The organism is Massilia sp. Bi118, assembly GCF_918697865.1.
GTDB lineage: Bacteria > Pseudomonadota > Gammaproteobacteria > Burkholderiales > Burkholderiaceae_D > Telluria.
In genome coordinates, this window is record NZ_CAKKMV010000013.1 from 49,400 (window position 1) to 66,274 (window position 16,875).

The 16,875-nt window shown below is 66.0% G+C and carries 12 protein-coding genes; all 12 read left to right on the forward strand.

Annotation, left to right across the window (positions count from 1 at the left end; all coding sequences use genetic code 11):
* The first annotated feature begins 3 nt into the window (after positions 1-3).
* The 12 genes from LQV39_RS19005 (at position 4) to yjfF (ending at position 16,863) form a co-directional block, all read left to right on the forward strand.
* Positions 4-1,746, forward strand: coding sequence for an IlvD/Edd family dehydratase (locus tag LQV39_RS19005; RefSeq protein WP_230027704.1), 1,743 nt, complete (start codon positions 4-6; stop codon positions 1,744-1,746).
* A gap of 21 nt (positions 1,747-1,767) precedes the next feature.
* Positions 1,768-2,760 carry an AraD1 family protein gene (gene araD1, locus LQV39_RS19010; RefSeq protein WP_230027705.1) on the forward strand — a complete coding sequence of 331 codons (993 nt, stop codon included), beginning with the start codon at positions 1,768-1,770 and terminating at the stop codon, positions 2,758-2,760.
* Positions 2,761-2,768: 8 nt separating this feature from the next.
* Complete coding sequence (locus tag LQV39_RS19015; protein ID WP_230027706.1) at positions 2,769-4,376, forward strand: aldehyde dehydrogenase (NADP(+)); 1,608 nt, start codon at positions 2,769-2,771, stop codon at positions 4,374-4,376.
* On the forward strand, positions 4,373-5,149 hold the full coding sequence (locus tag LQV39_RS19020) for an SDR family NAD(P)-dependent oxidoreductase (RefSeq protein WP_230027707.1): 777 nt from the start codon (positions 4,373-4,375) through the stop codon (positions 5,147-5,149). The genes LQV39_RS19015 and LQV39_RS19020 overlap by 4 nt, the downstream gene beginning before the upstream one ends.
* Positions 5,150-5,311: 162 nt before the next feature.
* Positions 5,312-7,216 (forward strand): glycoside hydrolase family 97 protein, encoded by a 1,905-nt coding sequence (locus LQV39_RS19025; RefSeq protein WP_230027708.1) that lies wholly within the window; start codon positions 5,312-5,314, stop codon positions 7,214-7,216.
* Between the two features lie 25 nt (positions 7,217-7,241).
* Positions 7,242-8,786 (forward strand): alpha-N-arabinofuranosidase, encoded by a 1,545-nt coding sequence (locus tag LQV39_RS19030; protein WP_230027709.1) that lies wholly within the window; start codon positions 7,242-7,244, stop codon positions 8,784-8,786.
* Between the two features lie 132 nt (positions 8,787-8,918).
* On the forward strand, positions 8,919-9,896 hold the full coding sequence (locus LQV39_RS19035) for an arabinan endo-1,5-alpha-L-arabinosidase (RefSeq protein ID WP_290368614.1): 978 nt from the start codon (positions 8,919-8,921) through the stop codon (positions 9,894-9,896).
* Positions 9,893-12,244: a glycoside hydrolase family 127 protein gene (locus tag LQV39_RS19040; RefSeq protein ID WP_230027711.1), complete on the forward strand. Its 2,352-nt coding sequence runs from the start codon at positions 9,893-9,895 to the stop codon at positions 12,242-12,244. Before LQV39_RS19035 ends, LQV39_RS19040 begins: the two co-directional genes overlap by 4 nt.
* A gap of 105 nt (positions 12,245-12,349) precedes the next feature.
* A complete protein-coding gene (locus LQV39_RS19045) occupies positions 12,350-13,315 on the forward strand; it encodes an ABC transporter substrate-binding protein (RefSeq protein WP_230027712.1) in 966 nt (321 codons plus the stop codon).
* A gap of 7 nt (positions 13,316-13,322) precedes the next feature.
* The gene (locus LQV39_RS19050; protein ID WP_230027713.1) at positions 13,323-14,837 is read left to right on the forward strand and encodes a sugar ABC transporter ATP-binding protein; all 1,515 of its coding nucleotides are present in this window, start codon (positions 13,323-13,325) and stop codon (positions 14,835-14,837) included.
* Positions 14,834-15,886 (forward strand): ABC transporter permease, encoded by a 1,053-nt coding sequence (locus LQV39_RS19055; protein WP_230027714.1) that lies wholly within the window; start codon positions 14,834-14,836, stop codon positions 15,884-15,886. The genes LQV39_RS19050 and LQV39_RS19055 overlap by 4 nt, the downstream gene beginning before the upstream one ends.
* On the forward strand, positions 15,883-16,863 hold the full coding sequence (gene yjfF / locus LQV39_RS19060; protein WP_230027715.1) for a galactofuranose ABC transporter, permease protein YjfF: 981 nt from the start codon (positions 15,883-15,885) through the stop codon (positions 16,861-16,863). Before LQV39_RS19055 ends, yjfF begins: the two co-directional genes overlap by 4 nt.
* The last annotated feature ends 12 nt before the right edge of the window (positions 16,864-16,875 follow it).

A 16,875-nucleotide genomic window follows, 5' to 3' on the forward strand; every position in this document is an offset into this window, starting at 1 on the left:
CAGATGTCCGATACGAAAAAGAAGCCCACGCTGCGTTCCGCGGCGTGGTTCGGTACCCAGGACAAGAACGGCTTCATGTACCGGAGCTGGATGAAGAACCAGGGTATCCCCGACCACGAATTCCAGGGCAAGCCGATCATCGGCATCTGCAATACCTGGTCCGAGCTCACCCCCTGCAATGCCCATTTCCGCAAGCTGGCCGAACACGTCAAGCGCGGCATCCTGGAAGCCGGTGGCTTCCCGGTCGAATTCCCGGTCTTCTCGAACGGCGAATCGAACCTGCGCCCGACCGCCATGCTGACCCGTAACCTGGCCAGCATGGACGTCGAAGAATCCATCCGCGGCAATCCGATGGACGCCGTGGTGCTGCTGGTCGGCTGCGACAAGACCACCCCGGCGCTGCTGATGGGCGCAGCCAGCGTCGACCTCCCGACCATCGTCGTCACCGGCGGCCCGATGTTGAACGGTAAGCTGAACGGCAAGGACATCGGCTCCGGCACCGCCGTCTGGCAGCTGCACGAGCAGGCCAAGGGCGGCCAGATCACGATGCACGACTTCCTCGCCGCCGAAGCCGGTCACTCGCGCTCGGCCGGCACCTGCAACACCATGGGCACCGCGTCGACCATGGCCTGCATGGCCGAAGCGCTGGGCACCTCGCTGCCGCACAATGCCGCGATTCCAGCGGTCGACGCGCGCCGCTACGTGCTGGCCCACATGTCCGGCATCCGCATCGTCGAGATGGTCAATGAAGACCTGAAGCTGTCGAAGATCCTGACGCGCGAGAATTTCGAGAACGCGATCCGGGTGAACGCCGCGATCGGCGGTTCGACCAACGCGGTGATCCACCTGAAGGCCATCGCCGGCCGCGTCGGCGTGCCGCTCGAGCTGGAAGACTGGACCGCGATCGGAAAGGGCACCCCGACCATCGTCGACCTGCTGCCTTCGGGCCGCTACCTGATGGAAGAGTTCTATTACGCCGGCGGCCTGCCGGGCGCGATCCGCCGCCTGGGCGAGGGCAAGCTGCTGCCCCACCCGGATGCGCTCACCGTCAACGGCAAGTCGCTGTGGGAGAACTGCATCGACGCGCCGATCTACAACGACGAGGTGATCCGCAAGCTCGACACGCCGCTGATCGAGGACGGCGGGATCTGCATCCTGCGCGGCAACCTGGCGCCGCGCGGCGCCGTGCTCAAGCCATCGGCCGCATCGCCGCACCTGATGCAGCACCGCGGCCGCGCCGTCGTGTTCGAGGATTTCGACCACTACAAGCAGCGTGTCAATGACCCCGACCTGGACGTGGACGAGAACTCGATCCTGCTGATGAAGAACTGTGGCCCGAAAGGTTATCCGGGCATGGCGGAAGTCGGCAATATGGGCCTGCCGCCCAAGCTGCTGGCGCGCGGCATCACCGACATGGTGCGCATCTCCGACGCCCGCATGAGCGGCACCGCCTACGGCACCGTCGTGCTGCATGTGGCGCCCGAAGCGATGGCCGGCGGCCCGCTGGGCATCGTCAAGGACGGCGACTTCATCGAGCTCGATTGCGCCAACGGCCGCCTGCACCTGGACGTGCCGGACGCGGAAATCGCGGCCCGCCTGGCGGACCGCGCCGAGAGCCACAAGCCGCCGCTGCGCACCGGGTATCAAGGTCTCTACCTCGATCACGTGCTGCAGGCGGACGAGGGTTGCGACTTCGACTTCCTGGTCGGCTGCCGCGGCTCCGCGGTGCCAAAACATTCGCATTAATTCCGGCGACACGGAGACAACATGCTACTGATCCAATACACCACCACCGCCAGCGCACGCCGCGTCGGCATCCTGAACGACGACACCGTCACCCCGATCCAGGGCTTCGCCTCGACCTTGGAATTGGCCAGGGCGGCCATCGCCCGCGGCCACGGCCTGGCGGCGCTGGCGGACGCCTCCGCCGGCGGCGATGCCGACTCCTACGAAGCCATCGTCGCCGAAGGCCGCCTGCTGGCGCCGATCGACCACCCGGACGCCGCCCACTGCTATGTGACCGGCACCGGCCTGACCCACCTGGGCAGCGCCGACACCCGCGACGCCATGCACAAGAAGATCGGCGGCGACGTCGAATCCCTGTCGGACAGCATGAAGATGTTCCGCATGGGGGTCGAAGGCGGCAAGCCGGAAGCGGGCAGCGCGGGCGTGCAGCCGGAATGGTTCTACAAGGGCGACGGGACTATCGTGCGCGCCGGCGGCCAGGCCCTGGAAATGCCGGACTTTTCGCTGGACGGCGGCGAAGAGCCGGAGATCGCCGGCCTCTACGTGATCGGCGAAGACGGCCAGCCCTGGCGCGCCGGCTTCGCGCTGGGGAACGAGTTCTCGGACCACGTGACCGAGCGCCAGAACTACCTCTACCTGGCGCATTCGAAGCTGCGCAACTGCGGCCTCGGCCCGGCGCTGCTGGTCGGCGAGCTGCCGGAGCACGTCGCCGGCGTCTCGCGCATCATCGGCGCGGACGGCCAGGTGCGCTGGGAGAAGGCATTCGTCTCCGGTGAGCGCAACATGTCGCACACCATCGCCAACCTCGAACACCACCACTTCAAGTACGGGCTGTTCAAGCGCCCGGGCGACGTCCACATCCACTTCTTCGGCACCGCGACCCTGAGCTTCGCCGACAGCGTGCAGGTGCGCGCCGGCGAGACCTTCGAGATCGCCTCGCCGCAGTTCGGCCCGGCGCTGCGCAACACGCTCGCCGTCCACGACACCCAGTTTGCGAAAGTGAAGACCTTATGAGCAGCACCATGACGAGCACCAGCGCGAGCACCATCACCGGACACGCCCTGATCGGCGGCCAGCCCGAACTCGGCGCCGGCGGCTCCTTCAAGGCCTGGAACCCATCCCTGCGCGAGCATCTCGAACCGGCCTTCCACATGGTCGACCGTGATCAGATCGACCGCGCCTGCAGCCTCGCCGGCGCTGCCTTCGACACCTTCCGCGCGACCTCCGACGAGCAGCGCGCCGGCTTCCTCGACGCGGTGGCGGAGCAGATCCTGGCGCTGGGCGACGAACTGGTCGAGCGTGCGATGCAGGAGACCGGCCTGCCGCGCGGCCGCATCGAGGGCGAGCGCGGACGTACCGTCGGCCAGCTGCGCCTGTTCGCCTCCCTGCTGCGTGAAGGCTCGTGGCAGGATCCGCGCATCGACCCGGCGCTGCCGCAGCGCACGCCCCCGCGCGCCGACCTGCGCAGCCGCCTGATCGGCGTCGGCCCGGTGGCCGTGTTCGCGGCCTCGAACTTCCCGCTGGCCTTTTCGGTGGCCGGCGGCGACACCGCTTCCGCGTTCGCAGCCGGCTGCCCGGTGGTGCTGAAGGCCCACTCGGCCCATCCCGGCACCTCGGAACTGGTGGCGCGCGCCGTCGTCAGGGCGGTCGCGCAATGCGGCCTGCCGGCCGGTGTGTTCGCGCTGCTGACCGGCACCGGCAACGGCATCGGCCAGGCCCTGGTCGCGCACTCGGCCATCCAGGCGGTCGGCTTTACCGGTTCGCGTTCGGGCGGCACCGCGCTGATGGCGGTGGCGGGGCAGCGTCCGCAGCCGATCCCGGTGTATGCCGAAATGAGCAGCATCAATCCGGTCTTCCTGTTGCCGCAGGCGCTGGCCTCGCGCGCCGAACAGATCGGCAAGGACTTCGCCGCCTCGCTGGTGCTGGGCGTGGGCCAGTTCTGCACCAACCCCGGCCTGGTGCTGGCGATCGAAGGCGAGGGCCTCGAGCAGTTCTGCGCCGCCGCCACCGCGGCGCTCAACGAGACCCAGCCGGCGACCATGCTCTCGGCCGGCATCGCGTCGAGCTACCGCCGCGGCGTCGAGGCGCTCGGCACGCACACTTCGGTGACGACGCTGCTGCGCCTGGAACACGAAGAGCACCAGGGCCACGCGGCGCTGTTCCGTGTTCCGAGCAGCGACTTCCTGGCGCGCCAGGAACTGCATGAAGAGATCTTCGGTCCGGCTTCGCTGCTGGTCGTGTGCCGCGACGTCGAGGACATGTACGCCGTGGCCGAGCGCCTGGAAGGCCAGCTCACCGCGGCCCTGCACATGGCCGACGGCAGCGGCGACGTCGAGGCTGCGCGCACGCTGCTGCCGACGCTGGAACGCAAGGCCGGCCGCATCCTGGCCAACGGCTTCGGCACCGGCGTCGAAGTGGCGCACGCGATGGTCCATGGCGGCCCTTTCCCGGCCACCGCCGACGGCCGCAGCACTTCGGTCGGCACCGCCGCGATCTACCGCTTCCTGCGCCCGGTGTGCTACCAGAACCTGCCGCAGTCCTTGCTGCCGGCGGTGCTGCGGGACGATAATCCGCGTGAGATCTGGCGCCGTATCGACGGTGCGCTCGGTAAAGGCATGGAGAGGATATGAGCAAGTTGGCCAAGTACGGCAGCCTGGTAGGCAAGCGTGTATTCGTGACGGGCGGCGGCAGCGGCATCGGCGAGGCGATCGTGACCGCCTTCGTGGAGCAGGGCGCGGCGGTGGCCTTCGTGGACATCGTGCGCGATCCGAGCGAAGCCCTGGTGGCCCGCCTGTCCGCCGCGCTGCAGCCGGGCCGGACGGCGCCGGTGTTCCGCTACTGCGACATCACCGACATCCCGGCGCTGCAGCAGACCATGGCCGAGCTGGCGTCCTTGCTGGGCGACTTCGACGTCATCGTCAACAACGCCGCCAACGACCAGCGCCACCAGATCGGCGACGTCAGCGTCGGCTATTACGACGAACGCATCGCCATCAACCAGCGCCCGATGTTCTTCACGGTGCAGGCTGCGCTGGAGGGCATGAAGCGCCGCGGCGGCGGCTCGGTCATCAACTTCAGCTCCATGTCCTTCCACGCCAAGAACCCGGGCTACCCGATCTACGCCGCCACCAAGGCCGCGGTGACCGGCCTGACCCGCTGCCTGGCGCGCGACCTCGGCCAGTTCAACATTCGTGTGAACACCGTGACGCCGGGCTGGGTGATGACCCAGCGCCAGATCGAGCTGTGGCTGGACGAGAACGGCGAAGCCGAAATCCGCCGCGCGCAGTGCCTGCCGGGCAAGCTGATGTCCGAGGATATCGCGGCCATGGTGCTGTTCCTGGCGGCGGACGACAGCAGGATGTGCACGGCGCAGGATTTTGTGGTGGATGCCGGGTGGACTTGAGGGGCGTTATCGGGATTCCCACCTGATGCCTTAAGACCGTCATTCCCGCGCAGGCGGGAATCCAAGTTCGTTTGCAGGCACGCAAAATTGGATTCCCGCCTGCGCGGGAATGACGGGGTACGGGCGCCGGAGCTTCGCTAACTTTCAGCCAGATCGCCGCTCATGACCAAACTGATTCCAGCTGCCCTTGCCCTTGCGGTCCATTCCGCATTCGCAGCTCCCCTCCAGAGCCCCGACCGCCACATCGCAGTCGAGCTCCGCATCACCCCAGAACAAACGCTGGAATACACCATCCAGCGCGACGGCCAGCCCGTCATCCTGCCGTCGCGCCTGGGCCTGCAGCTCGCCGGCGCCGACCTGGCGAACAAGCTGGCACTGGCCGCCACCTCGGCCGTCAAGCCCATAGCCGAAGACTACGAACTCGCCACAGGCAAGAAGCGCCACATCCGCTACCGCGCCAACGAACAGGTCTACACCGTCCGCAACGCGAAAGGGCAGGCAATGGACGTCGCCTTCCGCGTCTCGAACGACGGCGTCGCTTTCCGCTACATGGTGCGCGCGCCGGGCCGCCTGCAGTTCCTGAACGAGGCCACCAGCTACCGCTTCGACAAGGCGGCGAAGGCCTGGCTGCAGCCGATGTCGGTCGCCCAGACCGGCTGGATGAACACCAACCCCTCCTACGAAGAACATTACCAGCGCGAGATCGCGGTCGGAACCAAGGCCCCGACCGCCGCCGGCTGGGTCTTCCCGGCGCTGTTCAAAACCGGCGACAACTGGGTGGCGTTGACCGAAGCGAACATGGACGGCAGCTGGCATGCCTCGCGCCTGCAAGCCGATTCCGCCGGCGGCGAGTACCGGCTCGGCACGCCGATGGCGCCCGAAGTCTTCACCGGCGGCGCCCTGCTGGCCGAAAGCAGCGGCCAGCTGACCTCGCCCTGGCGCGTGATCGCGCTGGGCAGCCTGGCGGCCGTGAGCGAATCGACGCTCGGCACCGACCTTGCCGCGCCGGCCATCGCCTTCGACAAGGCGAAGGTCGCGCCCGGGCACGCATCCTGGAGCTGGGCGCTGCTGAAGGATGACGCCACCGTCTTCGAGGTGCAGAAGACCTTCATCGACTACGCCGTCGACATGCGCTGGGACTACACCCTCGTCGACGCCGACTGGGACCGCAAGATCGGCTACGGCAAGATGCGCGAGCTGGCGGCCTATGCGGCGTCGAAAGGCGTCGGCCTGCTGGCCTGGTACAACTCTTCCGGCGCCTGGAACAAAACCGAGTACTCCCCGAAGGGCAAGCTGCTGAACCATGCCCAACGCGCCGCGGAATTCGATCGCCTGGCGAAGATGGGCATCAAAGGCGTAAAGATCGACTTCTTCGCCGGTGACGGCAAGTCGATGATCGCCTATTACACGGCGATCCTGCAGGATGCCGCGGCTGCCGGCCTGCTGGTCAACTTCCACGGCGCGACCCTGCCGCGCGGCTGGGCGCGCACGTATCCGAACCTGATGACCGCCGAGGCGTTGCGCGGCCTCGAGTACACGACCTTCACCCAGCAAGACCAGGACGCCGTGGTGCGCCATGCGGCCATGCTGCCTTTCGCGCGCAACCTGTTCGACCCGATGGACTTCACGCCGATGGTGTTCGGCGAGATCCCGAAGATCCGCCGCGCCACCCGCAACGGCTTCGAGCTGGCGGAGGCTGTGCTGTTCCTGTCCGGGATCCAGCACTTCGCCGAGACGCCGGAAGGGATGGCCGGCGCGCCCGTCTATGTCAAAACCTTCCTGCAGACGCTGCCGCGCAGCTGGGACGAAGTCAGGTTCGTGGCCGGCTATCCGGGCCGCCATGCCGTCATCGCCCGGAAGAGCGGCGATGCCTGGTACGTGGCCGGCATCAACGCCGATGACACTGACCTGAAGCTTGACCTCGACCTCGGCTTCCTGGCCGGCAGGGAAGGGCAGCTCATCACGGACGGCGCCGGCGAACGCGAATTCACGCAGGCCGCGCTCAGCGGCGGCCGGCAGCAGCTCACGATCAAGGCGCACGGCGGTTTCGTCGCCGTATTCAAATAATCGATCAATAAAAATGGAGACCCGCATGAACCGCTTCAAACTCACTATCCTCGCGCTCGGCGTCCTCGCCGCCATTCCCGCCCTTGCGCAGGTGAGCCTGACCGTCGACACCTCCCGGCCCGGCGCTGTCATCAACAAGAACGTCTACGGCCAGTTTGCCGAGCACCTCGGCACCGGCATCTACGAGGGCCTGTGGGTCGGCCCGGAATCGAAGATCCCGAATACCAGGGGCTGGCGCAAGGACGTGGTCGGCGCGCTGAAGGATTTGCACGTGCCGCTGGTGCGCTGGCCGGGCGGCTGCTTCGCCGACGAGTACCACTGGAAGGACGGCATCGGCCCGCGCGCCAAGCGCCCGGTGAAGGTGAACACCAACTGGGGCGGGGTCCCCGAGAACAATGCGGTCGGCACCCATGAGTTCTTCGACCTGGTCGATTTGCTGGGCGCCGACGCCTACGTCAACGGCAACCTCGGCACCGGCACGCCGCAGGAAATGGCCGAGTGGGTCGAGTACATGACCTCGGAAGGCAAATCCAGCCTGGCCGAACTGCGCGCGAAGAACGGCCATCCGCAGCCCTTCAAGGTCGCCTATTTCGCCATCGGTAACGAAGCCTGGGGCTGCGGCGGTAACATGAAGCCGGAGTACTACGCCAGCCTGTACAAGCAGTACAAGACCTTCCTGAAGGCGCCGCCGAACGTGCTCCCGAAATTCATCGCCAGCGGCGGCAACGACAACGACAGCAGCTGGACCGAGACACTGAGCCGCGAAGCCGCCCATGGCACCGACGGCATCAGCTTCCACTACTACACGCTGCCGACCGACAAGTGGGAGAAGAAGGGCGCTGCCACGGGCTTCCCGGAAAGCGAATGGTTCTCGACCATGTCGAACACCCTGCGCATCGACGAGCACATCAAGCGCAACGTCGCGATCCTCGACAAGAACGACCCGCAGAAGAAGATCGGCTTCTATGTCGACGAATGGGGCACCTGGTACGACGTCGAGCAGGGCACCAACCCGGGCTTCCTGTTCCAGCGTAACACCCTGCGCGACGCCGTGGTCGCCGCGCTCAACTTCAACATCTTCCACGCGCACGCGGACCGCGTCCGCATGACGAACATCGCGCAGATGGTCAACGTGCTGCAGGCGATGATCATCACCGACAAGGACAGGATGCTGCTGACGCCGACCTACTACGCCTACAAGATGTACGTGCCCTTCCAGGACGCGACATCGCTGCCGGTCACCCTGGCCAACAACACGACCTACGGCGCGAACGGCAAGGGCGTGCCCGGCATCAGCGCCTCGGCCGCCCGCGCGAAGGATGGCAAGGTGTATGTCGCGCTGGTCAACACCAACCCGCACGACGCAACCGACGTCACGCTGGACGTGCCGGGCCAGACCGTCGGTACCGTCCGCGGCCAGGTCCTGACGGCCGAAGCGATGGACGCCCACAACACCTTCGACAAGCCCCAGGCCATCAAACCGGCGCCGTTCAGCGCGCAGGCCGCGGGCGGCAAACTGACGGTGAAAGTGCCGGCCAAAGCCGTGATGGTCTTTGCAGTGGAGAGCTGATCGATGCGGCTGCCTACCCACTCTACCGCCCCGGCGGACGACACCGATGTACCACCGGTAGGGTGGGGTAATTCAGGCCGGGGGCCTGAATTACGTGCCCACGCGGCGATACGTGGCTTCTGTCTGGCCGCTATCGCACTATGCGCAACGGCCCAAGCCGCCCAGGTCAGCGTCCACGACCCCGTCATGGCAAAAGAGGCCAACAAATACTACCTCTTCAGCACCGGCCCCGGCATCACTTTCTACAGCTCAACCGACATGCTGAACTGGAAGCCGGAGGGCCGCATCTTCCCCGGCCAGCCGGCGTGGGCGAAGAAGGCGGCGCCCACCTTCAATGACCATATCTGGGCGCCGGACATCCAGTACCACAACGGTAAGTACCTGCTGTACTACTCGGTGTCCGGCTTCGGCAAGAACACCTCCGGCATCGGTGTGACCAGCAATGCCACGCTGGACCCGCGCGCGCCCAACTACCGCTGGGAAGACCAGGGCATGATCCTGCAATCGGTGCCGGGCCGCGACCTGTGGAACGCGATCGACTCGAATGTCGCTGAAGACGAGAAGGGCAACGGCTGGATGTCCTTCGGCTCCTTCTGGACCGGCATCAAGCTGGTCAAGCTGGACCCAAGCTGGACGAAGCTGGCCGAACCCCAGGAATGGCACACCATCGCCCGCCGTGAGCGCCCGGCCTTCACCCCGGACGAAGAGCCTGGCGCGGCCCAGATCGAAGGCCCCTTCATCTTCAGGAAGAACGACTGGTATTACCTGTTCGCGTCCTGGGGCCTGTGCTGCCAGGGACCGAAGAGCACCTACAAGGTTGTGGTCGGGCGTGCCAAGGGCATCGCCGGCCCCTACCTCGACCGCCAGGGCAAGGACATGGCAATGGGCGGCGGCTCGCTCCTCATCGAAGGCGACAAGGCTTGGCATGCGCTGGGCCACAACAGCGCCTACAGCTTCGACGGCAAGGACTGGCTGGTGCTGCACGCCTACGAGACGGCGGACAAGTACAAGCAGAAGCTGAAGGTGCTGGAAATGAAATGGGACAAGGACGGCTGGCCGGTCGTCGATCCTGCGGACCTGAACCGCTATGTGAGCAGACAACTTCCATGACACTGAAACGGATCGCAGCGCTGCTGCTGGCATTCGGCGCTGCGTCCGCGCAGGCCGCCGAGCTGTTCCCGCTGCGCGACGTGCGCCTGGGCCCCAGTCCCTTCCTCGACGCGCAGGCGACGGACCTGCACTACCTGATGGCGATGGAGCCGGACCGCCTGCTCGCGCCCTTCCTGCGCGAAGCCGGCCTGGAACCGAAGCGGCCCAGCTACGGCAACTGGGAGTCGACGGGCCTGGACGGCCACATGGGCGGCCATTATCTGTCCGCGCTGGCCCTGATGTACGCGTCGACCGGCGACGCCGGCGTCAAGGAGCGCCTCGATTACTTCGTCGCCGAGCTGAAACGCGCACAGCAAGCCAATGGCGACGGCTACCTCGGCGGCATCCCTGGCGGCCGCGCCGCCTGGCGCGAGGTCGCCGCCGGCAAGCTCCACGCCGATAATTTCTCGGTCAACGGCAAGTGGGTCCCCTGGTACAACCTGCACAAGATCTACGCCGGGCTGCGCGACGCCTGGCGCTACGGCGGCAGCGAAGACGCGCGCGCGATGCTGATCGGGCTGTCCGACTGGGCGCTGCGCCTGACCAGCCATCTGACCGACGCGCAGATGCAGTCCATGCTGAAAAGCGAGCATGGCGGCATGAACGAGGTGCTGGCCGACGTCTACCAGATGACGGGCCAGCGCAAGTACCTGGACCTGGCGCTGAAGTTTTCGCACCAGGCCATCCTGCAGCCGCTGGAGAAGGGCGAGGACAGGCTCACCGGCCTGCACGCCAATACGCAAATCCCGAAGGTGATCGGCTTCAAGCGTATCGCCGACCTGTCCGGCGACAGGGACATGGAACGCGCCGCCGCGTTCTTCTGGCAGACCGTGGTCGAGCACCGCACGGTCGCCATCGGCGGCAACAGCGTCAAGGAGCACTTCCACGACGATAAAGATTTCAGCCCGATGATCGAGGAGGTCGAGGGGCCGGAGACCTGCAACACCTACAACATGCTGAAGCTGAGCGAGATGCTGTTCGCGTCGAGCGAAAAGGCGCAGTATGCGGACTACTACGAGCGCGCGCTTTACAACCACATCCTCGGCTCCCAGCGACCGGGCACGGGCGGCTTCGTCTACTTTACGCCGATGCGCCCGAACCAGTACCGCGTGTACTCGCAGGTGGACCAGGCGATGTGGTGTTGCGTCGGCTCGGGCATCGAAAGCCACGCCAAGTACGGCGAATTCATTTATGCCCACGATGGCGATGCACTGTTCGTGAACCTGTTCATTCCGTCCACGCTGCGGTGGCGCGAGAAGGGCGTGCAGATCGTGCAGGCCAACCGCTTCCCGGACCAGGCTGGCACGCGCATCAGGGTGGAAGGCGATGCGCGCTTCACGATGAAGATCCGCTATCCGGCCTGGGTGGCGCCCGGCAAACTGGCCGTGCGTGTGAACGGACGCCTGGTGAAGGTGACGGGCAAGCCGGGTGAGTACGTCAGCATCGACCGCGCCTGGCGCACCGGCGACCGCATCGACGTGAGCCTGCCGATGACGACGCGCCTCGAGCAGATGCCGGACAAGTCGAACTACTACGCGGTCATGCACGGCCCCATCGTGCTGGCAGCAAAGACCAATCCCTTTCCGACCGAGCACCTGAACTTCCTGGCCGACGATTCGCGCATGGGGCATATCGCTTCGGGCCAGGTCTGCCCGCTGGAGTCGGCGCCGACCTTCGTCTCCGATCGGAAGGATTTCATGCGCCGATTCCGGCCGGTGAAGGGCAAGCCCTTGACGTTCACGGCGCCGGGACTGGTGCAGGGCGGGGCGGGGTCATCGACCGAGTTCATTCCCTTCTTCCGGCTGCACGATTCGCGCTACATGGTGTACTGGCAGCAGTCGACGCCGGGCGATTTCGCGCGCATGCGTGCCGAGAACGCGGCGAAGGAGGCCGAGCGGCTGGCGCTGGATGCGCGGACTATCGATCAGGTTGCGCCGGGAGAGCAGCAGCCGGAGTCGGATCACTTTTTCCAGGGCGAAGGGGCGGAGGCGGGCGTCAATACCGGACGCCACTGGCGCCATGCGACGAAGTGGTTCAGCTACCGCTTGAACGATCCGAAGGGGGAGGCAAGGGTGCTCAGGCTGGGCTTTGCGCGCGCGGACGCTGGAAGGCGTTTCGATATCCTGGTGAATGGAGAGCGGATTGCCGAGGTCGAGCTGGCCGGTGACGCGACAGAGGCGTTCTACACGCGCGATTTTGCGCTGCCGGCCGCCTCGCTGCAACAGGAAAGGGGCGCGCTGGAAGTCAAGTTTCTCGCGAAAGAGGGATCCTTGGCCGGCGGACTGTATGGCCTGAAGCTGCTGCGCTAAAACGGCGGGTGATACACATTATGGTATCGATAATGCCAAAAAAATGATTGGATGAGCATCCCTCATCCGGCATACTATAAACACACAACAATACCGGAGACAAGCATGACCCTCCCAATCCGCAGGACTTTCCTGGCTGCGGTCGCAGCCGCCGCATGCGCCGCCGCCATCCCGGCCTTCGCCGCCAGGCCCCTGACCATCGGCTTTTCCCAGGTCGGCGCCGAAAGCGAATGGCGCACCGCGAACACCGCCTCGATCAAGGAGGCCGCCAAGCAGGCCGGCGTCAACCTGAAATTCGCCGACGCCCAGCAGCAGCAGCAGAACCAGGTGAAGGCCATCCGCTCCTTCATCGCCCAGCGCGTCGATGTGATCGCGTTTTCGCCGGTGGTGGAAACCGGCTGGGAGACCGTGCTGCGCGAGGCGAAGAACGCCAAAATTCCGGTGATCCTGACCGACCGCTCGGTCAAGGTCAGCGATCCCTCGCTGTACGTCAGCTTCATTGGCTCCGATTTCGTGGAAGAAGGCCGCCGCGCGGGGCGCTGGTTGATGGATTACGCAAAGAAGAACGGCGACAGGCCGCTGAATATCGTCGAGCTGCAGGGCACGGTCGGTTCGGCGCCGGCTACCGACCGCAAGACCGGTTTTGCCGAAGCCATCGCCGCCAATCCGAAGCTGAAGATCATCCGCTCGCAGACCGGCGACTTCACCCGGGCCAAGGGCAAGGAAGTCATGGAAGCCTTCCTCAAGTCCGAGGGCAAGAAGATCAATGTACTGTTCGCGCACAACGACGACATGGCGATCGGCGCCATCCAGGCCATTGAAGAAGCGGGCCTGAAGCCGGGCAAGGATATCGTCATCGTGTCGATCGACGGTGTGCGCGGCGCCTTCGAGGCCATGAAGCAGGGCAAGCTCAACGTGACCGTCGAATGTAACCCGCTGCTGGGTCCGACCCTGATGCAGACCGCGCAGAACGTGGTGGCCGGCAAGCCGGTCCCGAAACGCATCACCGTCGAGGAGGGCGTGTTCCCGGCCGAAGTCGCGGCCAAGGTATTCCCGACCCGGAAGTACTGAGCCGGCCATGGTCGACGCTCAAAGGCCGGTGCTCGAAGTCACCGGCATCCACAAGCAGTTCCCCGGGGTGAAGGCGCTGCTTGACGCCGGCCTGCGCCTGTATCCCGGCGAAGTCCACACGCTGATGGGTCAGAACGGCGCGGGCAAGTCCACCCTGATCAAGGTGCTTACCGGCGTCTACCAGCCGGACGCCGGCAGCATCCTGCTGAACGGGCAGGCGATCCGTCCGCGCTCCACCCAGGAGGCGCAGGATCTGGGCATCAGCACGGTCTACCAGGAAGTGAACCTGTGTCCCAACCTGTCGGTTGCGGAGAACATCTTCATCGGGCGCTATCCGCGCCGCTACGGCATGGTCGATTGGCGCGGCATGCGCCGCCAGGCCGCCGAGCTGCTGAAGCGCCTGCAAATCGATGTCGACGTGAGCAAGCCGCTGGCCGACTACCCGCTGGCGATCCAGCAGATGGTCGCGATCGCACGCGCCCTGCTCGGCAAGCCGCAGGTGCTGATCCTCGACGAGCCGACCTCCAGCCTTGACGAGGCCGAAGTGCAGACTCTGTTCGGTGTGCTGCGCCGCCTGCGCGAAGAGGGGATGGCGATCCTGTTCGTCACGCACTTCCTGGACCAGACTTACGCGATTTCGGATCGCATCACGGTGATGCGCAACGGCGAGCGCGAGGGTGAATACGCCTGCGCCGAACTGTCGCGGCTCGCGCTGGTGAACAAGATGATCGGTGCGCCGGCCGAAGCCAGGGAAGCAGTCGCGGAGGCGCAAGACGAAGAAGCGGTGCGTGGCGAGGTCTTCCTGCGCGCCCGCGCGATCGCGCGCAAGGGCGTGCTGGCGCCGGTTGACCTGGACCTGCACCGTGGCGAACTGCTGGGCCTTGCCGGTCTGCTGGGATCGGGCCGCACCGAAACCGCACGCCTGCTGTTCGGCGCCGACCGGCTCGACGCTGGCGGCATCGAAGTCGATGGCAAGCCGGCAGGCTTCTCCAACCCGCGCGACGCGATTGCGCAGGGCATCGGCTTCTGTTCGGAAGACCGCAAGCACGAGGGCGCGATCCTGCCGCTGTCGGTGCGCGAAAACCTGATTCTCGCGCTGCAGGCGCGCCAGGGGATCTGGCGCGCGATTCCGATGAAGCGCCAGCAGCAGCTGGCCACCGACTATGTCAAATGGCTGGGCATCAAGACTGCCAGCATCGAGACCCCGATCGGATCGCTCTCCGGCGGCAACCAGCAGAAGGTGCTGCTGGCGCGCTGGCTGGCCACCGAGCCGGGACTCCTCATTCTCGACGAGCCGACACGCGGCATCGATGTGCGCGCCAAACAGGAAATCATGGATTACGTCAGCAAGTTGTGCCGCAAGGGCATGTCCATTCTCTTCATCTCGTCCGAACTGCCGGAAGTGCTGCGCGTGTCGGACCGCATGGTCGTCATGCGCGACCGCAAGGCCTGCGGCGAGTACCGGCGCGGAGAGCTCGACGAGCAATCCGTACTGCGCGTGATCGCAGGGGAGGCCCAATGAACGCACGCGTGGATCCAGGCCTGACCAGGCCGGCGGCGCCTGCGGCATCGCTGAAGACCATGCTGCAGCATCCGCTGCTGCGCCCCATCGCCGCGCTGCTGGTGCTGCTGGTCCTCGACGCAGCTTTGGTGCCGGGCTTCTTCCGTCTCGAACTCAAGGACGGCCACCTGTACGGCGCCCTGGTCGATATCCTGAACCGTGCCGCGCCGCTGATGCTGGCGGCGCTCGGCATGACGCTGGTGATCGCCACCCGCGGCATCGACATCTCGGTGGGCGCCGTGGTCGCGCTGTCCGGCACCGTCACGGCGATGCTGATCGGCGGCGCCACCCATGAGGTGCCGATGGGCATGGCGCTGGCGGCGGGCCTGGGCGTGGCCCTGCTGTGCGGTCTGTGGAATGGCATGCTGGTGGCCGGCATCAAGCTGCAGCCGATCGTCGCGACGCTGATCCTGATGGTGGCGGGCCGCGGCCTGGCCCAGCTGCTGACCGACGGCCAGATCGTCACGGTTTACTACAAACCCTTTTTCTTCCTGGGCAGCGGTTACCTGGCAGGCCTGCCGTTCTCGCTGTTCGTGGTGGCCGCCGTGTTCGCGGTGACGATGCTGCTGATGAAGAAGACCGCGCTCGGCCTGTTCATCCAGGCGGTCGGCATCAATCCGGTAGCGGCGCGCCTGGCCGGCCTGCGCACGACCAGCCTGACCATCTTCGTGTACGTGTTCTGCAGCGCCTGCGCGGGGCTGGCGGGCTTGCTGATCACGTCGAACATCAAGAGCGCGGACGCCAACAATGCCGGCCTGCTGCTGGAACTGGACGCGATCCTGGCCGTCACCCTGGGCGGCACCTCGCTGCTGGGGGGCAGGTTCAGCCTGGTGGGCAGCCTGATCGGCGCGCTGATCATCCAGACGCTCACCTACACGATCTATTCGCTGGGCGTGCCGCCCGAGATAAACATGGTCGTCAAAGCGATCGTCGTGTTTGTGGTGTGCATCTCGCAGTCGGGCGAGTTCAAGCAGCTCACCGGTAAACTATCCAAGCGGAGGGGCGCATGAGTACATTGGTAACTGGTGCCCGCGGCATCTCGAACGCACCCTGGTTCACGTCGATGGTGACGGTGGTCCTGCTGGCAGCGATGCTGGGCGCCGGCGGTGCGGCCTATCCGGGTTTCCTGTCGCTGCAGGTGATCTTCAACCTGCTGATCGATAATGCCTTCCTGCTGGTGCTGGCGATCGGCATGGGCTTCGTGATCCTGTCCGGCGGGATCGACCTGTCGGTGGGCTCGGTGCTGGCCCTGTCGACCATGGTGGCGGCCTGGCTGCTGCAGACCGCGCACTGGCACCCGGCCCTGGCGATTGCCGCCGTGCTGCTGATGGGGGCCTGTTTCGGCGCGGCGCAGGGCCTGGTGATCCACCTGTTCAAGCTGCAGCCTTTCATCGTGACCCTGGCCGGCATGTTCCTGGCGCGCGGGCTGTGCTACCTGATCAGCATCGAGTCGATCACCATCGACCAACCATTCTTCGTGGCGCTGTCGCAAACCCAGATTCCGATCCTGGGAGGCTTCCTGTCGCCGGGCGCCATCATCGCGCTGGTGGTGCTGCTGGCGGCCAGCTGGCTGGCCCATTTCACCGCCTTCGGCAGGAGCGTGTATGCGGTCGGCGGCAACGAGCAATCGGCGGCCATGATGGGGCTGAACGTGGGCGCTACCCGCGTGGCGGTGTATGCGCTGAGCGGTTTGTGCGCGGCTTTGGGCGGCCTGCTGTTCTCCTTCTACATGCTGTCCGGTTATGGCCTGCACGGGCAGGGCATCGAACTGGATGCGATTGCGGCGGTGGTCATCGGCGGCACGCTGCTGACCGGCGGCTACGGCTATATCGCCGGGGCGCTGTCGGGCGTGCTGGTACTTGGAGCGATCCAGACCTTGATTGCTTTCGACGGTACGCTCAGCTCGTGGTGGACCAGAATCGTCATCGGAACGCTGCTGTTCGTCTTCTGCGTGGTGCAGAGGCTGGTGGGCGGACGCGTCAAATAATCACTCAATCGG